Here is an 18407-nt window from a genome sequence, read left to right as displayed (position 1 = left end):
AGTTTTGAAGAGGTATTACATGAATCCGATGTTAGCCCTTCGGCAGTACCAGAAGATCGGTGCGCAGGCGCAGACCTCCGAAGCCAGTCCCCACCGTCTGGTGCAGATGCTGATGGAAGGCGGCCTGGATCGTATCGCTCAGGCCAAGGGGGCGATCGAGCGCAAGGATATCGCCAACAAAGGCATATTCATCAGCAAGGCCATCGGCATCATTGGTGGTCTGCGTGAAGGTCTGGACCTGGAAAACTCCCTGGATACCCTGGGGGATCTGGACAGTCTGTATACCTACATGATGAAGCGCCTGGCTGAAGCCAATATCAAGACCGATCCGAAGATTCTCGATGAGGTCGCCGGTCTGCTGCGTACGGTCAAGGATGGCTGGGATGCCATTGCCGCACCGGGTCCGCAGTTTTAAGGAGGAACACCATGAGTGCTGTCCTGCAACGCATTGAAGAAACCCGTGAGGCGCTGGTCGGCGCCCTGGCCGAACGCAACTGGCAAGCCATTGGCGAGCTGGACCTGGCGTGCCGTTCATGCATGGAGGACGTGCTCAGCGAGGCTGAGGTCGACGAGGCGGCACTGCGCGACAATCTGGAAGAGTTGTTGGGGGTCTACCGGCAACTGCTTGAGGTGGCAACAGGGGAGCGCCAGGCGATAGTCGACGAGATGTCGCAGATCCAGCAAGCACAGAACGCGGCAAAGGTTTACCATTTGTTCGGTTGATGTTGAGTTAATCCCGAACACTGCGCGCCATAAATTTGACTGTGCACGCTTTTTTGACTTAACTAGTGGCTGTTTTCAGATTTCAGGCGTCTATAAGGCAGAAAATGCCTACAAGCGCGTCTAGCTTGCCCCTTATCTGGGCATTGAGTTGACTAGGGAAGTTGCTATTGCATGTGGCGTGAAACCAAAATTCTGCTGATCGATGACGATAGCGTGCGCCGCCGCGACCTGGCGGTGATTTTAAATTTTCTTGGCGAAGAAAATTTACCCTGCGGTAGCCATGACTGGCAGCAGGCTGTCGGCTCTTTGTCGTCAAGTCGCGAAGTAATTTGCGTCCTCATCGGGACCGTAAATGCTCCTGGTGCACTTCTGGGCCTGTTAAAGACACTCTCAACCTGGGATGAGTTCCTTCCGGTGCTGTTGATGGGCGAAAATTCTTCCATTGATCTGCCTGAAGACCAGCGTCGTCGTGTGCTTTCCACCCTGGAAATGCCTCCCAGCTACAGCAAATTGCTGGACTCCCTGCACCGGGCCCAGGTCTATCGTGAAATGTACGATCAGGCCCGTGAGCGCGGTCGTCACCGTGAACCCAATCTTTTCCGCAGCCTGGTAGGCACCAGTCGCGCCATCCAGCATGTGCGGCAGATGATGCAGCAGGTGGCGGATACCGACGCCAGTGTGCTGATCCTTGGCGAGTCGGGAACAGGCAAGGAAGTGGTAGCGCGCAACCTGCACTATCACTCCAAGCGGCGCGACGCGCCTTTCGTACCGGTCAATTGCGGCGCCATTCCGGCAGAGCTGCTGGAAAGTGAGCTGTTTGGCCATGAAAAGGGCGCGTTCACCGGTGCTATCACCAGTCGTGCCGGACGTTTCGAGCTGGCTAATGGCGGCACTCTGTTCCTCGACGAAATCGGCGATATGCCACTGCCGATGCAGGTCAAGTTGTTGCGGGTGCTGCAGGAGCGCACGTTCGAGCGCGTGGGCAGCAACAAGACCCAGGGTGTTGATGTGCGAATCATCGCTGCCACCCATAAGAACCTGGAAAGCATGATCGAGGTAGGCAGCTTCCGTGAGGATCTGTACTACCGCCTCAACGTGTTCCCCATTGAAATGGCGCCGCTGCGTGAGCGAGTGGAAGACATTCCGCTGCTGATGAATGAGCTGATTTCGCGAATGGAGCACGAGAAGCGCGGTTCTATCCGCTTCAACTCTGCCGCCATCATGTCGCTGTGCCGGCATGGCTGGCCGGGTAACGTTCGTGAGCTGGCCAACCTGGTGGAGCGCATGGCGATCATGCATCCCTATGGTGTGATTGGCGTCGTCGAGTTGCCGAAGAAGTTCCGCTATGTGGATGACGAAGACGAGCAGTTGGTGGACAGCCTGCGCAGCGATCTGGAAGAGCGCGTAGCGATCAACGGTCACGCGCCAGACTTCGCCGCCACGGCCATGCTGCCGCCGGAAGGCCTGGACCTGAAGGACTACCTCGGCAGCCTGGAGCAAGGGCTGATCCAGCAGGCGCTGGACGACGCCAATGGCATCGTGGCGCGGGCCGCAGAGCGCTTGCGCATCCGTCGCACCACCCTGGTGGAGAAGATGCGCAAGTACGGTATGAGCCGTCGTGAAGGTGATGAACAGGCGGATGATTGACGCCGGTTTTTCAAGTCTTTGAAAACTGGGTGGTTTTTTTTAGGCACGGGTATTGCTAAGTCTCTTGCAACGTTCCGTTTAACTGACGGTCAGCCACGCGAGAGTGCACGATGCCCCAAGCCGCCCAGATGTCTCCTGCCCCTGATGCACAGGGGCAATCGTCGTCCGTAGAGCAGGCAAGCCGGCTAGGTCTTGAGCAGGCCTTCGCCTTGTTCAACCAGATGTCGAGCCAACTTACTGACTCCTACAGCATGCTTGAGGCCCGGGTGACCGAGCTCAAGGGCGAGTTGGCGGTGGTCAGCGCCCAGCGCATGCAGGAGCTGGCGGAAAAGGAGCGTCTGGCCAATCGTCTGCAGAACCTGCTGGACCTGTTGCCGGGCGGGGTCATCGTGATTGATGGTCATGGCATCGTCACCGAGGCCAACCCGGCAGCCTGCGAGCTGCTGGGGCTGCCGCTGGAAGGGCAGTTGTGGCGCAACATCATCGCCCGCAGCTTTGCCCCTCGCGAAGATGATGGCCATGAAATTTCCCTGCGCGACGGTCGACGCCTGTCGATTGCCACGCGCTCGCTGGATGCCGAGCCCGGGCAGTTGGTGCTGCTCAATGACTTGACTGAAACCCGTCATCTGCAAGACCAGTTGGCCCGTCATGAGCGTCTGTCCTCCCTGGGCAAGATGGTTGCCTCCCTGGCTCACCAGATCCGCACGCCGCTGTCGGCGGCCCTGCTGTACGCCAGCCATCTCACTGAGCAGGAACTGCCGGTAGCTACCCATCAGCGCTTTGCCGGGCGGCTCAAGGAGCGTTTGCACGAGCTGGAACATCAAGTGCGCGACATGCTGGTGTTCGCCCGTGGCGAATTGCCCCTGACCGATCGCCTGACGCCCAAGTCGCTGTTGCAGTCGTTGCAGGCCGCGGCCCTGACCCATGTGCAGGACGTTGCCGTGCGCTGGCAGTGCGATAGCCACCACGGTGAGTTGCTGTGCAATCGCGACACTCTGGTGGGCGCCTTGCTCAATCTGATCGAGAACGCGGTGCAGGCCAGTGCCGGCGCGGCGCGACTCAAGGTGCACCTGTACAGCCGCGGCGACACCTTGCGGCTGTGCATCAGTGACAGTGGCAGTGGTATCGACGCTGCGGTCCTGGAGCGCCTGGGAGAGCCGTTCTTCACCACCAAGGCCAATGGAACCGGGCTGGGCCTGACGGTGGTCAAGGCGGTAGCCCGTGCTCATCAGGGAGAATTGTCGCTGCGCTCGCGTCCTGGGCGCGGTACTTGTGCGCTGGTGACACTGCCTCTGTTCTCCAGCGTGCATGGAGTGGAGTGAAGGTAATGGCAATCAAGGTTCTACTGGTTGAAGACGACCGCGCATTGCGCGAGGCCCTGGCGGATACCCTGCTGCTGGCCGGTCATGACTACAAGGCTGTCGGCAGTGCTGAGGAAGCATTGGAGGCTGTGGCCGCGGAGCCCTTCAGCCTGGTGGTCAGCGACGTCAACATGCCGGGCATGGACGGTCATCAATTGCTTGGCCTGCTGCGAGCCCGCCAGCCACAACTGCCGGTGTTGCTGATGACTGCCCATGGCGCCGTCGAGCGTGCCGTGGACGCCATGCGCCAGGGGGCGGCCGATTATCTGGTCAAGCCTTTCGAGCCGCGGGCCCTGCTGGACCTGGTGGCGCGCCATGCCTTGGGCGGCCTGGGTGTTGGCGAGGATGAGGGGCCTGTGGCCTTCGAACCAGCCAGCGCTCAGTTGCTGGAGCTGGCGGCGCGGGTGGCCCGCAGTGACTCCACGGTGCTGATTTCCGGTGAATCCGGCACTGGCAAGGAGGTGCTGGCGCGCTATATCCATCAGCATTCCCATCGAGTCAATCAGCCGTTTATCGCCATCAACTGCGCGGCCATCCCGGACAACATGCTCGAAGCCACTTTGTTCGGGCACGAAAAGGGCTCTTTCACAGGGGCCATCGCTGCCCAGCCCGGCAAGTTCGAGCAGGCCGATGGCGGCACCATCCTGCTGGACGAGATTTCCGAAATGCCTCTGGGCTTGCAGGCCAAGCTGCTGCGGGTCTTGCAGGAGCGCGAAGTGGAGCGGGTGGGTGCGCGCAAGCCGATCACCCTGGATATCCGCGTGGTCGCCACCACCAACCGCGATCTGGCGGGGGAGGTAGCGGCCGGCCGTTTCCGTGAGGACTTGTATTACCGTTTGTCGGTATTTCCTCTGGCCTGGAAGCCGTTGCGCGAGCGTACCGCCGATATCCTGCCGCTGGCCGAGCGCCTGCTGGCCAAGCACGTCAATAAAATGAAGCACGCGGCGGCCAGGCTATCGGCCAAGGCCCAGGAGTGCCTGCTGGCCTATCCATGGCCAGGCAACGTTAGAGAACTGGACAACGCATTGCAGCGCGCATTGATCCTGCAGCAGGGGGGCTTGATCCAGCCGGAAGATTTCTGTCTTGCCGGCCCTGTGGCTTGTGCTCCGCTGCCGGCGCTGGCGCCCGTGGTGCAGATGGCAGCGCGTGGCACGGCTGCCGAGGTGGAGGTGCCGGCTCAAGAATCCGGTGGCCTGGGCGATGACCTGCGGCGCCGGGAGTTTCAGATGATCATCGATACCCTGCGCTCCGAGCGCGGGCGACGCAAGGAGGCCGCGGAACGCCTGGGTATCAGCCCGCGGACCTTGCGCTACAAGTTGGCGCAGATGCGCGATGCTGGAATGGACGTCGAGGCCTATCTGTTCGCGACCTGATCTGTGAGAGGCAAGCCCGGGATGGGCTTTTGTCGATAAGGGCCATGGAGCTGGCACCCTTGTTGCTAACACCTCACTAACCGCTGAGTGAGCGTCAAAAAATTGCGGGTCGTCAGAGAGAGTAGACCATGAGCCAAGGTGTTGAATTTAATCGGTTGATGCTGGATATGCGTGCCATGCAGATGGACGCAATGTCGCAGCCTAAATCCGCCGCGGTGGCAGAAGTCAGCGGCAGCAGCTTTGCTGACATGCTTGGCCAGGCCGTGAACAAGGTCAATGACACTCAGCAGGCGTCCAATCAGCTGTCCAGTGCCTTTGAAATTGGCAAGAGCGGTGTCGACCTGACGGACGTGATGATTTCCTCGCAAAAGGCCAGCGTGTCTTTTCAAGCTTTGACCCAGGTTCGCAACAAGCTGGTTCAAGCGTATCAAGACATCATGCAGATGCCGGTTTAAGGACGAGATTGAGTCATGGCAGAAGCAGTCGCCGATAACGTACCGGCCAAGGCCGCCCCGATCGACGGTAAACCGCCGCTGTTCGGTTTGTCCTTCCTGGAAAACCTGTCCCAGATGACCATGCTGCGTCAGGTCGGCCTGTTGGTGGGCCTGGCCGCCAGCGTGGCGATTGGTTTTGCCGTGGTGCTGTGGTCCCAGCAACCCGATTACCGGCCGCTGTACGGCAGCCTGGCGGGTATGGACGCCAAGCAGGTCATGGATACCCTGGCCTCTGCCGACATTCCTTACACCGTAGAGCCCAATTCCGGCGCCTTGCTGGTCAAGGCCGATGACCTGTCCCGAGCCCGCCTGAAGCTGGCCGCGGCTGGCGTAGCGCCGGGTGACGGCAACGTCGGTTTCGAGATCCTCGATAAAGAGCAGGGCCTGGGTACCAGTCAGTTCATGGAAGCGACCCGTTACCGTCGCGGCCTGGAAGGCGAGCTGGCTCGCACCATCTCCAGCCTGAACAACGTCAAGGGCGCCCGGGTGCACCTGGCGATTCCTAAAAGCTCTGTGTTCGTGCGTGATGAACGCAAGCCCAGCGCCTCGGTCCTGGTAGAACTCTACTCCGGCCGTTCCCTGGAGCCCGGCCAGGTCATGGCCATCGTCAACCTGGTGGCGACCAGTGTTCCCGAGCTGAACAAGTCCCAGGTCACCGTGGTCGATCAGAAGGGCAACCTGTTGTCCGATCAGGCGGAAAACTCCGCACTGACCATGGCTGGCAAGCAGTTCGACTACAGCCGCCGCCTGGAAGGCATGCTGACCCAGCGGGTGCACAACATCCTGCAACCGGTGCTGGGCAACGATCGCTACAAGGCTGAAGTCTCGGCGGACGTCGACTTCAGTGCCGTGGAATCCACCTCCGAACAGTTCAACCCTGACCAGCCGGCCCTGCGCAGCGAGCAGTCGGTGAATGAGCAGCGCTCCAGCAGCAACGGCCCGCAAGGCGTGCCGGGTGCTCTGAGCAACCAGCCGCCAGCGCCGGCCTCTGCGCCACAAACCATCGGTGGCGCCACTGCCGCCGCCGGCATGGTGCAACCGGGCCAGCCACTGCTGGACGCCAACGGCCAACAGATCATGGACCCGGCCACCGGCCAGCCGATGCTGGCGCCGTACCCGTCGGACAAGCGTCAACAATCCACCAAGAACTTCGAGCTCGATCGCTCCATCAGCCATACCAAGCAGCAGCAGGGTCGCCTGAATCGTCTGTCGGTAGCGGTAGTGGTGGACGACCAGGTCAAGGTCAACCCGGCCAATGGCGAAGCCAGCCGAGCGCCGTGGAGCGCCGACGAATTGGCGCGTTTCACCCGTCTGGTGCAGGACGCCGTGGGCTTCGATGCCAGCCGTGGCGACAGCGTCAGCGTGATCAACGTGCCGTTCTCCGCCGAACGCGGGGAAGTGATCGCCGATATTCCGTTCTACTCGCAGCCCTGGTTCTGGGACATCGTCAAGCAAGTGCTCGGCGTGCTGTTCATCCTGGTGCTGGTGTTCGGCGTATTGCGTCCGGTGCTCAACAACATCACTGGCGGCGGCAAGAACAAAGAACTGGCAGGCCTGGGCAGTGACGTCGAACTGGGCGGCATGGGCGGCCTGGACGGTGAGTTGGGCAACGACCGCGTGAGCCTCGGCGGCCCGCAGAGCATTCTGCTGCCGAGCCCGAGCGAGGGTTATGACGCTCAGTTGAACGCAATCAAGAGTCTGGTGGCTGAAGACCCGGGTCGAGTGGCTCAGGTCGTGAAAGAGTGGATTAACGCAGATGAGTGATAACCGAGCCGCTACCGCCAAACTGACCCGGGTCGACAAAGCCGCGATCCTGCTGCTGTCCCTGGGTTCTACCGATGCTGCGCAAGTGTTGCGCCACATGGGCCCCAAAGAGGTCCAGCGGGTGGGCGTGGCCATGGCGCAGATGGGTAACGTGCACCGTGAGCAGGTCGAACAGGTGATGAGCGAGTTCGTCGATATTGTCGGCGACCAGACCAGCCTCGGCGTCGGTTCCGATGACTACGTGCGCAAGATGCTCACCCAGGCCCTGGGCGAAGACAAGGCCAACGGCCTGATCGACCGCATTCTGCTGGGTGGCAACACCAGCGGCCTGGACAGCCTGAAGTGGATGGAGCCGCGGGCCGTTGCCGACGTGATCCGCTACGAGCACCCGCAGATCCAGGCCATCGTGGTGGCCTACCTCGATCCTGACCAGGCCGGCGAAGTGCTCGGCAACTTCGACCACAAGGCGCGCCTGGACATCATCTTGCGGGTTTCCTCGCTCAACACCGTGCAACCCGCGGCGCTCAAGGAACTCAACCAGATTCTCGAGAAGCAGTTCTCCGGCAACTCCAACGCATCGCGGACCACCTTGGGTGGTATCAAGCGTGCAGCCGACATCATGAACTTCCTCGACAGTTCGATCGAAGGCCAACTGATGGATTCGATCCGCGAAGTGGACGAAGACCTGTCGGGCCAGATCGAAGACCTGATGTTCGTCTTCAACAACCTCGCCGATGTCGACGATCGCGGCATCCAGGCGCTGCTGCGCGAAGTCTCTTCCGACGTGCTGGTGCTGGCTCTCAAGGGCTCGGACGAAGGGGTCAAGGAAAAGATCTTCAAGAACATGTCCAAGCGTGCGGCGGAACTGCTGCGCGACGACCTGGAAGCCAAGGGCCCGGTTCGCGTCAGCGATGTGGAAACCGCGCAGAAGGAAATCCTCACCATTGCCCGCCGTATGGCCGAAGCCGGAGAAATCGTTCTCGGCGGGAAGGGCGGCGAAGAAATGATCTAAGGTCGCTTTATGTCGTCCAGCAGTGATGAGTCCCAAAGCGAGCTGATTCGCGCCCGGGACGTCGAGGGTTTTGACGTCTGGGCGCTGCCCAGTTTCGATCCCGAGCCGCCCGAGCCTGAACCCGAGCCGGAAGAGGTGCAGGAGGAGATCGAGGAGGTGCCGCTGGAGGAAGTCCAGCCGCTGACCCTTGAAGAGCTCGAGAGCATCCGCCAGGAAGCCTATAACGAAGGGTTCGCCACTGGCGAGAAAGAGGGCTTTCACAGCACCACCCTCAAAGTGCGCCAGGAAGCCGAAGTGGCACTGAGCGCCAAGTTGCAGGCGCTCGAGCAACTGATGGCCAACCTGTTCGAGCCCATTGCCGAGCAGGACACCCAGATTGAAAAGACCCTGGTGGAGCTGGTGCGGCATATCACCCGCCAGGTGATCCAGCGCGAGCTGGCGATGGACTCCACGCAGATCGAACATGTCATGCGCGAAGCGCTCAAGCTGCTGCCCCTGGGCGTCGGTAATGTGCGCCTGTACGTCAATCCGCAGGATTTCGAGCAGGTCAAAAGCCTGCGCGAGCGCCATGAGGAAAGCTGGCGCATCGTCGAGGACGAAGCGCTGCTGCCCGGCGGTTGTCGGGTCGAGACCGAGCACAGCCGTATCGATGCCAGCATGGAAACCCGGATCGCCCAGGCCATGGACCAGCTGTCCGACCAGTTGCACGAACAATCGCTGCATCCGGCAGCAGCGGACCTTGGCCTGGACCTGGGGCCACTGACGCCGTCGGCGCCGCAGAGCGACATCGCCGACCCCGCTATTGACCCTGACGCCGCCGCGCACGAGCCAGCGGACCCTAGCAATGCGCCTTGAACGCACCAGCTTCGGCAAGCGCCTGGGGGGCTATGCCGAGGCCATCAGCCTGCCGGGCCAGCCGATCCTTGAGGGCCGCCTGCTGCGCATGGTCGGCCTGACACTGGAAGCCGAAGGCTTGCGCGCGGCCATGGGCACCCGGTGCATGGTGATCAACGATGACAGCTACCACCCGGTCAAGGTCGAAGCCGAGGTCATGGGGTTCTCCGGGAGCAAGGTATTCCTGATGCCAGTGGGCAGCGTGGCCGGGATTGCTCCGGGCGCGCGCGTGGTGCCCCTGGCCGACACCGGCCGTTTGCCCATGGGCATGAGTATGCTCGGGCGTGTGCTGGACGGCGCCGGTAGGGCGCTGGATGGCAAGGGTGCGATGCGTGCCGAAGACTGGGTGCCGATGGACGGCCCCACCATCAACCCGCTCAAGCGCGACCCCATCAGCCAGCCGCTGGATGTGGGTATTCGCAGCATCAACGGTTTATTGACGGTAGGTCGCGGTCAGCGTCTCGGCCTGTTCGCCGGTACCGGCGTGGGCAAGAGTGTGCTGCTGGGCATGATGACCCGCTTCACCGAGGCCGACATCATTGTGGTCGGGCTGATCGGCGAGCGGGGACGTGAGGTCAAGGAGTTCATCGAGCACATCCTGGGTGAGGAAGGCCTCAAGCGTTCGGTGGTGGTGGCCTCGCCAGCGGATGATGCTCCGCTGATGCGTCTGCGGGCGGCGATGTACTGCACGCGGATCGCCGAATATTTTCGCGACAAGGGCAAGAACGTCCTGTTGCTGATGGATTCCCTGACACGTTTCGCCCAGGCCCAGCGGGAAATCGCCCTGGCCATCGGCGAGCCGCCGGCCACCAAGGGTTATCCGCCTTCGGTGTTCGCCAAGCTGCCCAAACTGGTGGAGCGTGCCGGCAATGCCGAGGCCGGCGGCGGTTCGATCACCGCCTTCTACACGGTCTTGTCCGAAGGCGACGACCAGCAGGACCCGATCGCCGACTCGGCGCGGGGCGTGCTCGACGGGCATATCGTGCTGTCCAGGCGCCTGGCGGAAGAGGGGCACTACCCGGCCATCGACATCGAGGCTTCCATCAGTCGGGTCATGCCGGCGGTGATCAGCCCTGACAACATGGCGCGGGCGCAGTACTTCAAACAGCTGTGGTCGCGTTACCAGCAGGCCCGGGACCTGATCAGCGTCGGTGCCTATGTGGCCGGCGGCGACCGGGATACCGATACGGCCATTTCCCTGCATCCGGCCATGGTTGCGTACCTGCGCCAGGGGCTCAATGACAACATCAGCCTGGGCCATAGCCAGACCCACCTGGAAATGCTTTTCGCTCCGGCAGCGGGCGGGTAACCGGCCATGGCCGATAGCCGTGCGGCGCGCCTGGCGCCGGTGGTGGACATGGCAGAGAGTGCCGAGCGCACGGCCGCCCAGCGCCTGGAGTACTTTCACGGCCAGGTGCGTGTGGCCGAGAGCAAGCTGGGGGACCTGGAGCGTTTTCGTGGCGACTACCAGGAACAGTGGGTCGAGCGCGGCAAGTTGGGGGTCAGTGGCCACTGGCTGATGAACTATCAGTACTTTCTCAGCCAGCTGGATACCGCCGTCGGTCAGCAGCGACAGAGCCTGGCCTGGCACCAGAACAACCTCGATCGCGCCCGGGAAGCCTGGCAGCAGGCCTATGCCCGGGTCGAGGGGCTGCGCAAGCTGGTGCAGCGCTATATCGACGAGGCGCGGGCGCTTGAGGACAAGCGTGAGCAGAAGTTGCTGGATGAACTTTCCCAACGCTTGCCTCGTCAGAGCCCATACTGATGGTGCTCATTTGCCCCGTGCGGGTTGTCCCCCCGGCGAGTGGGTGCTAAACCTTTTAGACGTCGTCAATGACAAGGAAGCAGTCACATGTCGGTCGTTACAGAAATATCCCCGGACGGGCAAAAACTCACGATCTCCATCAGAGGCCGTTTCGATTTCGGACGCCACCAGGAGTTTCGCGAATCCTACGAGCGACTCAACCGGACACCGGAGTCCATCGTGGTGGACCTCAAGGAAGCCACCTATCTCGACAGTTCGGCCCTGGGCATGCTGCTGTTGCTGCGTGACCACGCCGGCGGCGACAACGCCGATGTCCGGGTAATCAACAGCAACTCGGATGTGCGCAAGATCCTCGCCATCTCCAACTTCGACAAGCTTTTCGACATCAGTTGACCGGTATGCGGTCGATGCTCGAGCCCCTGTGTGTGCTGATCGCCGAAGATGGCGCAGCGGACCGCATGCTGCTGTCCAGCATCATCCGGCGCCAGGGGCATCAGGTGCTGGCGGCAAGCAACGGCGCCGAGGCGGTGCAGCTGTTTCAGCAACAGCGCCCGCACATCGTGCTGATGGATGCATTGATGCCGGTGATGGACGGTTTCGAGGCTGCCCGGCGGATCAAGGCCCTGGCTGGCGAGACCCTGGTGCCGATCATCTTTCTCACCTCCTTGAGCGGCGGCGAGGCCCTGGCCCGCTGCCTGGAAGCGGGTGGCGACGACTTTCTAGCCAAGCCTTACAACCCGGTGGTGCTGGGGGCCAAGATCAACGCCATGGACCGCCTGCGCCGTCTGCAAGAGACCGTGCTGCACCAGCGTGACCAGATCACTCGCCACCACGACTACCTGCTCAACGAGCAGCGGGTGGCCAAGGCGGTGTTCGACAAGGTCGCCCATGCCGGCTGCCTGGATGCGCCGAATATCCGTTACCTGCAATCGCCCTATGCCCTGTTCAACGGCGACCTGTTGTTGGCGGCCTACACCCCGGCCGGAGACATGCACGTACTGCTGGGGGATTTCACCGGCCATGGGCTGCCTGCGGCGGTAGGCGCCATGCCGCTGGCGGAGGTGTTCTACGGCATGACCGCCAAGGGCTACGGCCTGCCGGAAACCCTGCGGGAGATGAATGCCAAGCTCAAGCGCATCCTGCCCGTGGACATGTTCTGCTGTGCCACCCTGCTGTGCCTGAGTTCCCAGCGGCGGGCGGTGGAGGTGTGGAACGGCGGCATGCCCGAAGGGTATCTGTATCGGCACGCCAGCGGCGCACGCACGCCGCTGGTGGCTCGCCACTTGCCCTTGGGTGTGTTGAGCGCCGAGGCCTTCGAGGACAGCACCGAAGTGTTTTCCATGGCGCCGGGAGACCGCGTCTTCCTGTTGTCGGATGGGGTGATCGATACCTGTAACACCGAGGAGCAACTGTTTGGCGTCGAGCGATTGCACCAGGTGTTTGCCGCCAATCGCCAGGAAGATCAGCTGTTCGAAGAGATCCGGCAGGCCCTGGAGCGCTTTGGCGGCAGTGCCCGGGATGATGTGAGCATGGTCGAGGTGGGGTTGCCGGAGTTTCCCCGGTTGGCGCCGCCGGCTCTGGTGTACTCCGACAGTGGCCAGTCCTGCCCGCTGGACTGGTCGGTGAGTTTCGAGTTTCGGGCTGCCACCCTCAAGCGTTTCAATCCCTTGCCCTATCTGCTGCAACTGTTGCTTGAGGTGCATGGCCTGCGCTCCCAGAGCGGGGCGCTGTACAGCGTTTTGGCAGAGCTCTACTCCAATGCCCTGGAACATGGCGTGCTCAAGCTCGACTCGCGGCTCAAGCGCGATGCCGAGGGGTTCACCCGCTATTACCGCGAACGCTCGACCCGGCTTGCGCAGTTGCAGGAGGGTTTTGTCCGGGTGCATCTGCAAGTGCAGCCCCTGGAAGCGGGAGGGCGCCTGGTGGTGCGCGTCGAGGACAGTGGCGAGGGCTTCGATGTGGCTGCGGTCCTGGCGCGGCCCAATGATATGGAGCGTCTGTCGGGGCGTGGCGTCAGTCTGATCCGGCAGATGAGCCGGCAGGCCGTGTGGGCGGATGATGGGCGCAGTGTCTGCGTGGAGTTTTCTTGGGAGGCTCTGGCATAATTCCCGGGTTCTTGATCAAGGAGTGAACAAGTGGCTGAGATTCATCTGGACCACACGGTGCTCAATGCTTTGCAAGAGGTCATGGAGGATGAATATCCCGTCCTGCTGGATACCTTCGTCTGCGATTCCGAGGAGCGTGTGCGGTTGCTGCATAAGTCCGAGGATACGATTTTGCTGGTAGCCACCGCCCACAGCCTCAAGGGCAGCAGCAGCAACATGGGCGCCACCCGCCTGGCCGAACTCTGTCATCAGCTGGAACTGCGGGCCGGGCAGTCGGCCGCGGATGGCATTCGACAATTGGTGGGGGAGATCGACGGCGAGTTCGCTATCGTTCGACGCTTGTGCGAGCAGGAGCTGCAGCGCTTTCATTGTTGAGAAACAGCTTTTTATCTGCGGATTGTTAAAGCTGGCCCGGCCTTTGCAGTCAAGTCTTCCAACTGTACCTATGATCCCCGTGCAGCGGAGAGTGTCCCATGGCTGTTACCCCTAATTCGCTTCTTCAGGCCACTGCCCAGGCCAGCGCTAAGTCCAAGACTCAAGCGGCACCTGTCAGCCCCCTGGCGAGCATTGCCGAGCCTGGGGACAAGGCTTCCAGCTTCGCGCAGCTCTACGCTAAGGAATCCCAGAACCAGCCGCAGGCCAAGCCTCCAAGCTTTGCCGACAACTCGCCCAAGCCGGTGCGCGACAAGGGGGCTGACAGTAGCCCGAAGAAGGATGTCAGCAAGGACTCTTCTGCCGCGCCGCAGCCAGCCGTTGCCGATAGCGGCAAATCCTTGCCTGCCGACAAGCCGGCCGGCAGCGACAGCAAAACAGCGCCCACTGATGCTGCGAAGCCGGCTGATACCGCACAAACCGACACCCCGCCCCCCAGCGATCCGATGCTGGATCCAAGCCTGGTACAGGTCGCGCCGCCACAGCCTGTGGTGCCGGCTGAACCGGCCCCGGCGACACCTGCGCCGCCTCAGGTCGAGGCGGCTCCCGTCGCCCCTGCGCCGGCCCTCGTTGCCGCAGTGGTGGCGCCACCCGTCGAGCCGGCCAAGCCTGAATTCGACCCCGAGGCTGATCCTCTGGATGCCTTACCTGCGGTGCGCCTGGCCATGGAGCAGGGCGGCCATGTGTCGGCGTCCAGCCAGAGCCAGCCGAAGGCCGCGCCAGGCAATGCCGGCAATGAAGGGCAGCTGGCCTCGGTGCAGAACTTCGCCAATGGCATGGCCGGCATGCTCGAGCAGCAGGCGGGCAAGAGCGGCACCGAGCAGGGCGGCGAGAAGGCCTTTAGCGGGTTGATCGCCGATGGCTTGAAGGACCTCAAGGGGGCTTCCAGTGATACCCGGGTGGATGATTTCGCCAATCGCCTGGCGGCCTTGACCCAGGCCGCGACGCCCAAGACGGCCAACGCGGTGCCGGTCAACCAGCCGCTGGCCATGCACCAGAATGGCTGGACCGAAGAGGTGGTCAATCGGGTGATGTACCTGTCCAGCACCAACCTCAAGTCGGCAGACATCCAGTTGCAGCCGGCCGAGCTGGGGCGCCTGGACATTCGCGTGCACATGATTCCGGACCAGCAGACCCAGGTCACCTTCATGAGTGCCCATGCTGGCGTTCGCGAAGCCCTGGAAGGGCAGATGCACCGCATGCGCGACATGTTCAACCAGCAGGGCCTGGGGCAGGTGGACGTCAACGTCTCCGATCAGTCCCGTGGCTGGCAGGGCCAGGAGCAGGCGCAGCAGGAGCAGAATCGCCGCAGCGGTTCCAGCACCAGCGGCGGGCGCCTGGACAATGGCGATGATGAGTCGTCCCCGGCCGTGGCAGAAGTGCAGGCTCCGGTACAGACCGTGATCGGCAGCAGCGCCGTCGACTACTACGCCTGACCTGTGGCGGGGGTCGCTACCGGCCCCTGCACTGATCCTCGCGGTGTAACTGCAACAGCTTGCACCCCAGGTTTCCCTTCGCAGCATTGCCCTTCGCTGTTGATCCCTGCCTTTCTGACAAATCTGGCATAACACTTGCTCTTGCCTTGCCGTGCGACTGTGAACCCCCGATTAGTGACGGATTATTGGCATGGCGAAGAGCGAAGCAGCAGAAAAACCCACCGCAGGGAAAAGCAAACTCAAGCTTATCCTCTTGATTGTCCTGGCGTTGTTGCTGGCCATCGGCCTGTCGGTCGGCGCCACCTGGTACTTCATGCACAGTGCTCAGAGCAAGCCGGCCCCGGCTGCAGAGACCGCCAGCAACGTCAAGCCTGCGGCGATCTACGAGCCCATGGCCCCAGCCTTTGTTGCCAACTTCACGCAGAACGGCCGGCAGCGCTACATGCAGGTGAGCATTACCCTGCTGGCGCGCAATCAGGCCGACCTGGATGCGCTGAAAGTGCACATGCCGGTGATCCGCAACAACCTGGTCATGCTCTTCTCCGGGCAGAGTTTCGACACCCTGGCCACTCCGGTCGGCCAGGAAATGCTCCGCCAGAAGGCCACCGCCAGCGTTCAGGAAGTGGCGCAGAAAGAGGTGGGCAAAGTGGTGGTCGAGCAGTTGCTCTTTACTAACTTCGTACTGCAGTAGGAACACGACATGGCCGTGCAGGACCTGCTGTCCCAGGATGAGATCGATGCGCTGTTGCATGGCGTCGACGACGGTCTGGTGCAGACCGAACACGCTGCCGAGCCCGGCAGTGTCAAAAGCTACGACCTGACCAGCCAGGATCGCATCGTCCGTGGACGCATGCCGACCCTGGAAATGATCAACGAGCGTTTCGCCCGCTATACCCGTATCAGCATGTTCAACATGCTGCGCCGTTCGGCTGACGTGGCAGTGGGTGGCGTGCAGGTAATGAAGTTCGGCGAGTATGTGCACTCGCTGTACGTACCCACCAGTCTGAACCTGGTGAAGATCAAGCCGCTGCGCGGCACCGCGCTGTTCATTCTTGACGCCAAGCTGGTGTTCAAGCTGGTGGACAACTTCTTCGGCGGCGATGGCCGCCACGCGAAGATCGAAGGGCGCGAATTCACCCCGACCGAACTGCGGGTGGTGCGCATGGTGCTGGAGCAGGCCTTCGTCGATCTCAAGGAGGCGTGGCAGGCGATCATGCCGGTCAACTTCGAGTACATAAACTCGGAAGTGAACCCGGCCATGGCCAACATCGTCGGTCCCAGCGAAGCCATCGTGGTGTCGACCTTCCACATCGAGCTCGATGGCGGTGGCGGCGATCTGCACGTGACCATGCCGTATTCGATGATCGAGCCGATCCGCGAAATGCTCGACGCCGGCTTCCAGTCCGACCTGGACGACCAGGACGAACGCTGGAGCAAGGCTCTGCGCGAGGACGTGCTGGATGTGGCCGTGCCGCTAAGCGCCACTGTCGCCCGTCGTCAGTTGCGCCTGCGGGACATCCTGCACATGCAGCCTGGCGATGTAATCCCGGTGGAACTGCCCGAAGACATGATCATGCGCGCCAATGGCGTGCCGTCGTTCAAGGTCAAGCTGGGTTCCCACAAGGGCAATCTGGCGCTGCAAGTGATCGAGCCGATCGAGCGCCGTTGAGCGGCGCTCCAACCTGTTTGCTGTTCAATGAATTTTTGCCCGTCGAGGACCCATGATGGCTGACGAAATTAACTCCCAGGACGACCAGGCGCTGGCCGACGAGTGGGCTGCTGCGCTGGAAGAAACCGGTGATGCCGGTCAGGCGGATATCGATGCCCTGCTGGCGGCGGACGCCGGCGCTGCGTCAAGTTCCGGGCGCTTGCAGATGGAAGAGTTCGGCAGCGTGCCGAAGAACCATGAGCCGGTCACATTGGACGGCCCTAACCTGGACGTGATTCTGGATATCCCGGTATCGATCTCCATGGAAGTGGGCAGCACCGATATCAACATTCGCAACCTGCTGCAGCTCAACCAGGGCTCGGTGATCGAGCTCGATCGCCTGGCCGGCGAGCCGCTGGACGTGCTGGTCAACGGCACCCTGATCGCCCATGGCGAGGTGGTTGTGGTCAACGAAAAGTTCGGCATTCGCCTGACTGACGTGATCAGCCCCAGCGAACGCATCAAGAAGCTGCGCTAAGTGAACAAGCTGCTTGGCATTGCATTTGCGCTGCCCCTGAGCGCCCTGGCCGCGGAGCCGGCGGCCACCGCCGCGGTGGCTGCGGCTGCGCCCGTGACCGGCAGTGTCAGCGGCCAGTTGACCCAGCTGGTACTGGGCCTGCTGCTGGTGATCGGCGTGATCTTCTTCCTGGCCTGGCTGTTGCGCCGGGTGCAGCAGGCCGGTCCTGCCGGCAAGGGGCAGGTGATCGAACTGATCGGCTCCCGGGCTCTGGGCCCGCGCGATCGCCTGGTGCTGGTGCAGGTTGGCAACGAGCAGATCCTGCTGGGCCTGACCCCGGGCACCATCACCCCGTTGCATGTACTCAAGGAGCCGGTGCAGGTGCCCAGTGCCGAGCAGGCGACGCCCGAGTTCGCCCAGCGCCTGATGGAGCTGTTGGGCAAGGATCAGAAGGATAAGAAGTAATGCCGTTGCGCATCATCTTGACGTTGGCACTGATGCTGGCGGCGCCGCTGGCGTTGGCGGCGGACCCGTTGTCGATCCCGGCGATCACCCTTGGCACCAATGCCAGCGGCCAGCAGGAGTATTCGGTCAGCCTGCAGATCCTGCTGATCATGACGGCGCTGAGCTTCATTCCAGCGTTCGTCATGCTGATGACCAGCTTCACCCGGATCATCATCGTCTTCTCGATCCTGCGTCAGGCCCTGGGCCTGCAGCAGACCCCGTCGAACCAGATCCTCACCGGCATGGCGCTGTTTCTTACCATGTTCATCATGGCGCCGGTGTTCGACCGGGTGAACCAGGACGCCTTGCAGCCTTACCTGGCGGAAAAACTCACCGCCCAGGACGCCGTGGCCAAGGCTCAGGTGCCGATCAAGGACTTCATGCTGGCGCAGACCCGCAGCAGCGACCTGGAGCTGTTCATGCGCCTGTCCAAGCGCACCGACATCGCCAGCCCTGACCAGGCGCCGCTGACCATCCTGGTCCCGGCCTTCGTCACCTCCGAGCTCAAGACTGCGTTCCAGATCGGCTTCATGATCTTCATTCCGTTCCTGATCATCGACCTGGTGGTGGCCAGTGTGCTGATGGCCATGGGCATGATGATGCTCTCGCCCCTGATCATTTCCCTGCCGTTCAAGATCATGCTGTTCGTCCTCGTGGACGGTTGGGCGTTGATCATCGGTACCCTGGCGGGCAGTTTCGGTGGTGTTTAAAACCTTGTTTGCGGGTGATCGA

General features: G+C 62.1%; 20 protein-coding genes. All 20 read left to right on the top strand.

All coding sequences use genetic code 11. The annotated features are described in order from the left end of the window. The first annotated feature begins 19 nt into the window (after positions 1 to 19). The 20 genes from fliS (at position 20) to fliP (ending at position 18385) form a co-directional block, all read left to right on the top strand. Complete coding sequence (gene fliS / locus M2395_RS13080) at positions 20 to 415, top strand: flagellar export chaperone FliS (RefSeq protein ID WP_015634629.1); 396 nt, start codon at positions 20 to 22, stop codon at positions 413 to 415. A gap of 11 nt (positions 416 to 426) precedes the next feature. Then, positions 427 to 723: a hypothetical protein gene (locus M2395_RS13075; protein ID WP_011059969.1), complete on the top strand. Its 297-nt coding sequence runs from the start codon at positions 427 to 429 to the stop codon at positions 721 to 723. Positions 724 to 894: 171 nt separating this feature from the next. After that, complete coding sequence (locus tag M2395_RS13070; RefSeq protein WP_011059970.1) at positions 895 to 2370, top strand: sigma-54 dependent transcriptional regulator; 1476 nt, start codon at positions 895 to 897, stop codon at positions 2368 to 2370. 128 nt (positions 2371 to 2498) lie between these two features. Beyond that, on the top strand, positions 2499 to 3692 hold the full coding sequence (locus M2395_RS13065; RefSeq protein WP_161467054.1) for a PAS domain-containing sensor histidine kinase: 1194 nt from the start codon (positions 2499 to 2501) through the stop codon (positions 3690 to 3692). 5 nt (positions 3693 to 3697) lie between these two features. Further along, on the top strand, positions 3698 to 5104 hold the full coding sequence (locus M2395_RS13060; protein WP_053156938.1) for a sigma-54 dependent transcriptional regulator: 1407 nt from the start codon (positions 3698 to 3700) through the stop codon (positions 5102 to 5104). Positions 5105 to 5232: 128 nt separating this feature from the next. After that, a complete protein-coding gene (gene fliE / locus M2395_RS13055) occupies positions 5233 to 5559 on the top strand; it encodes a flagellar hook-basal body complex protein FliE (protein ID WP_011059973.1) in 327 nt (108 codons plus the stop codon). 15 nt (positions 5560 to 5574) lie between these two features. Next, the gene (fliF, locus tag M2395_RS13050) at positions 5575 to 7362 is read left to right on the top strand and encodes a flagellar basal-body MS-ring/collar protein FliF (protein WP_123430237.1); all 1788 of its coding nucleotides are present in this window, start codon (positions 5575 to 5577) and stop codon (positions 7360 to 7362) included. After that, a complete protein-coding gene (fliG, locus tag M2395_RS13045; protein WP_011059975.1) occupies positions 7355 to 8374 on the top strand; it encodes a flagellar motor switch protein FliG in 1020 nt (339 codons plus the stop codon). Before fliF ends, fliG begins: the two co-directional genes overlap by 8 nt. Positions 8375 to 8383: 9 nt before the next feature. Next, on the top strand, positions 8384 to 9229 hold the full coding sequence (gene fliH / locus M2395_RS13040) for a flagellar assembly protein FliH (RefSeq protein ID WP_077933587.1): 846 nt from the start codon (positions 8384 to 8386) through the stop codon (positions 9227 to 9229). Next, entirely contained in the window at positions 9219 to 10577 is a 1359-nt protein-coding gene (gene fliI / locus M2395_RS13035) for a flagellar protein export ATPase FliI (RefSeq protein ID WP_047284543.1), read from the top strand. The genes fliH and fliI overlap by 11 nt, the downstream gene beginning before the upstream one ends. Positions 10578 to 10583: 6 nt before the next feature. Continuing rightward, the gene (gene fliJ / locus M2395_RS13030; protein WP_011059978.1) at positions 10584 to 11033 is read left to right on the top strand and encodes a flagellar export protein FliJ; all 450 of its coding nucleotides are present in this window, start codon (positions 10584 to 10586) and stop codon (positions 11031 to 11033) included. Between the two features lie 87 nt (positions 11034 to 11120). Continuing rightward, positions 11121 to 11426 (top strand): STAS domain-containing protein, encoded by a 306-nt coding sequence (locus M2395_RS13025; protein WP_011059979.1) that lies wholly within the window; start codon positions 11121 to 11123, stop codon positions 11424 to 11426. A 5-nt stretch (positions 11427 to 11431) separates the two neighbouring features. Beyond that, complete coding sequence (locus tag M2395_RS13020) at positions 11432 to 13138, top strand: fused response regulator/phosphatase (protein ID WP_077933588.1); 1707 nt, start codon at positions 11432 to 11434, stop codon at positions 13136 to 13138. Between the two features lie 30 nt (positions 13139 to 13168). Further along, positions 13169 to 13513, top strand: coding sequence for an Hpt domain-containing protein (locus tag M2395_RS13015; protein WP_011059981.1), 345 nt, complete (start codon positions 13169 to 13171; stop codon positions 13511 to 13513). A 98-nt stretch (positions 13514 to 13611) separates the two neighbouring features. Then, positions 13612 to 15006, top strand: a complete 1395-nt coding sequence (locus tag M2395_RS13010; RefSeq protein ID WP_015634635.1) for a flagellar hook-length control protein FliK — start codon at positions 13612 to 13614, stop codon at positions 15004 to 15006. A gap of 190 nt (positions 15007 to 15196) precedes the next feature. After that, complete coding sequence (fliL, locus tag M2395_RS13005; RefSeq protein ID WP_011059983.1) at positions 15197 to 15697, top strand: flagellar basal body-associated protein FliL; 501 nt, start codon at positions 15197 to 15199, stop codon at positions 15695 to 15697. A 9-nt stretch (positions 15698 to 15706) separates the two neighbouring features. After that, positions 15707 to 16675: a flagellar motor switch protein FliM gene (fliM, locus tag M2395_RS13000; RefSeq protein ID WP_011059984.1), complete on the top strand. Its 969-nt coding sequence runs from the start codon at positions 15707 to 15709 to the stop codon at positions 16673 to 16675. A gap of 55 nt (positions 16676 to 16730) precedes the next feature. Further along, positions 16731 to 17192, top strand: coding sequence for a flagellar motor switch protein FliN (fliN, locus tag M2395_RS12995; RefSeq protein ID WP_011059985.1), 462 nt, complete (start codon positions 16731 to 16733; stop codon positions 17190 to 17192). Then, entirely contained in the window at positions 17193 to 17636 is a 444-nt protein-coding gene (fliO, locus tag M2395_RS12990) for a flagellar biosynthetic protein FliO (protein WP_011059986.1), read from the top strand. Continuing rightward, positions 17636 to 18385 carry a flagellar type III secretion system pore protein FliP gene (gene fliP, locus M2395_RS12985; RefSeq protein ID WP_011059987.1) on the top strand — a complete coding sequence of 250 codons (750 nt, stop codon included), beginning with the start codon at positions 17636 to 17638 and terminating at the stop codon, positions 18383 to 18385. The genes fliO and fliP overlap by 1 nt, the downstream gene beginning before the upstream one ends. Positions 18386 to 18407: the final 22 nt, after the last annotated feature.

It is taken from the genome of Pseudomonas sp. BIGb0176 (genome assembly GCF_024810175.1).
Classification (GTDB): Bacteria; Pseudomonadota; Gammaproteobacteria; order Pseudomonadales; family Pseudomonadaceae; genus Aquipseudomonas; species Aquipseudomonas protegens.
This window is presented reverse-complemented; position numbering and strand designations above follow the sequence as displayed.

Excerpts from the sequence above, each read along its gene's own strand:
- fliN (WP_011059985.1), top strand. The coding sequence starts at position 16,731 with ATGGCTGACGAAATTAACTCCCAGGACGACCAGGCGCTGGCCGACGAG.
- fliG (WP_011059975.1), top strand. The coding sequence starts at position 7,355 with ATGAGTGATAACCGAGCCGCTACCGCCAAACTGACCCGGGTCGACAAA.
- fliJ (WP_011059978.1), top strand. The coding sequence starts at position 10,584 with ATGGCCGATAGCCGTGCGGCGCGCCTGGCGCCGGTGGTGGACATGGCA.
- M2395_RS13010 (WP_015634635.1), top strand. The coding sequence starts at position 13,612 with ATGGCTGTTACCCCTAATTCGCTTCTTCAGGCCACTGCCCAGGCCAGC.
- M2395_RS13060 (WP_053156938.1), top strand. The coding sequence starts at position 3,698 with ATGGCAATCAAGGTTCTACTGGTTGAAGACGACCGCGCATTGCGCGAG.
- fliI (WP_047284543.1), top strand. The coding sequence starts at position 9,219 with ATGCGCCTTGAACGCACCAGCTTCGGCAAGCGCCTGGGGGGCTATGCC.
- M2395_RS13075 (WP_011059969.1), top strand. The coding sequence starts at position 427 with ATGAGTGCTGTCCTGCAACGCATTGAAGAAACCCGTGAGGCGCTGGTC.
- fliP (WP_011059987.1), top strand. The coding sequence starts at position 17,636 with ATGCCGTTGCGCATCATCTTGACGTTGGCACTGATGCTGGCGGCGCCG.
- fliM (WP_011059984.1), top strand. The coding sequence starts at position 15,707 with ATGGCCGTGCAGGACCTGCTGTCCCAGGATGAGATCGATGCGCTGTTG.
- M2395_RS13070 (WP_011059970.1), top strand. The coding sequence starts at position 895 with ATGTGGCGTGAAACCAAAATTCTGCTGATCGATGACGATAGCGTGCGC.
- fliF (WP_123430237.1), top strand. The coding sequence starts at position 5,575 with ATGGCAGAAGCAGTCGCCGATAACGTACCGGCCAAGGCCGCCCCGATC.
- fliL (WP_011059983.1), top strand. The coding sequence starts at position 15,197 with ATGGCGAAGAGCGAAGCAGCAGAAAAACCCACCGCAGGGAAAAGCAAA.
- fliS (WP_015634629.1), top strand. The coding sequence starts at position 20 with ATGAATCCGATGTTAGCCCTTCGGCAGTACCAGAAGATCGGTGCGCAG.
- M2395_RS13065 (WP_161467054.1), top strand. The coding sequence starts at position 2,499 with ATGTCTCCTGCCCCTGATGCACAGGGGCAATCGTCGTCCGTAGAGCAG.
- M2395_RS13025 (WP_011059979.1), top strand. The coding sequence starts at position 11,121 with ATGTCGGTCGTTACAGAAATATCCCCGGACGGGCAAAAACTCACGATC.
- fliE (WP_011059973.1), top strand. The coding sequence starts at position 5,233 with ATGAGCCAAGGTGTTGAATTTAATCGGTTGATGCTGGATATGCGTGCC.
- fliH (WP_077933587.1), top strand. The coding sequence starts at position 8,384 with ATGTCGTCCAGCAGTGATGAGTCCCAAAGCGAGCTGATTCGCGCCCGG.
- M2395_RS13020 (WP_077933588.1), top strand. The coding sequence starts at position 11,432 with ATGCGGTCGATGCTCGAGCCCCTGTGTGTGCTGATCGCCGAAGATGGC.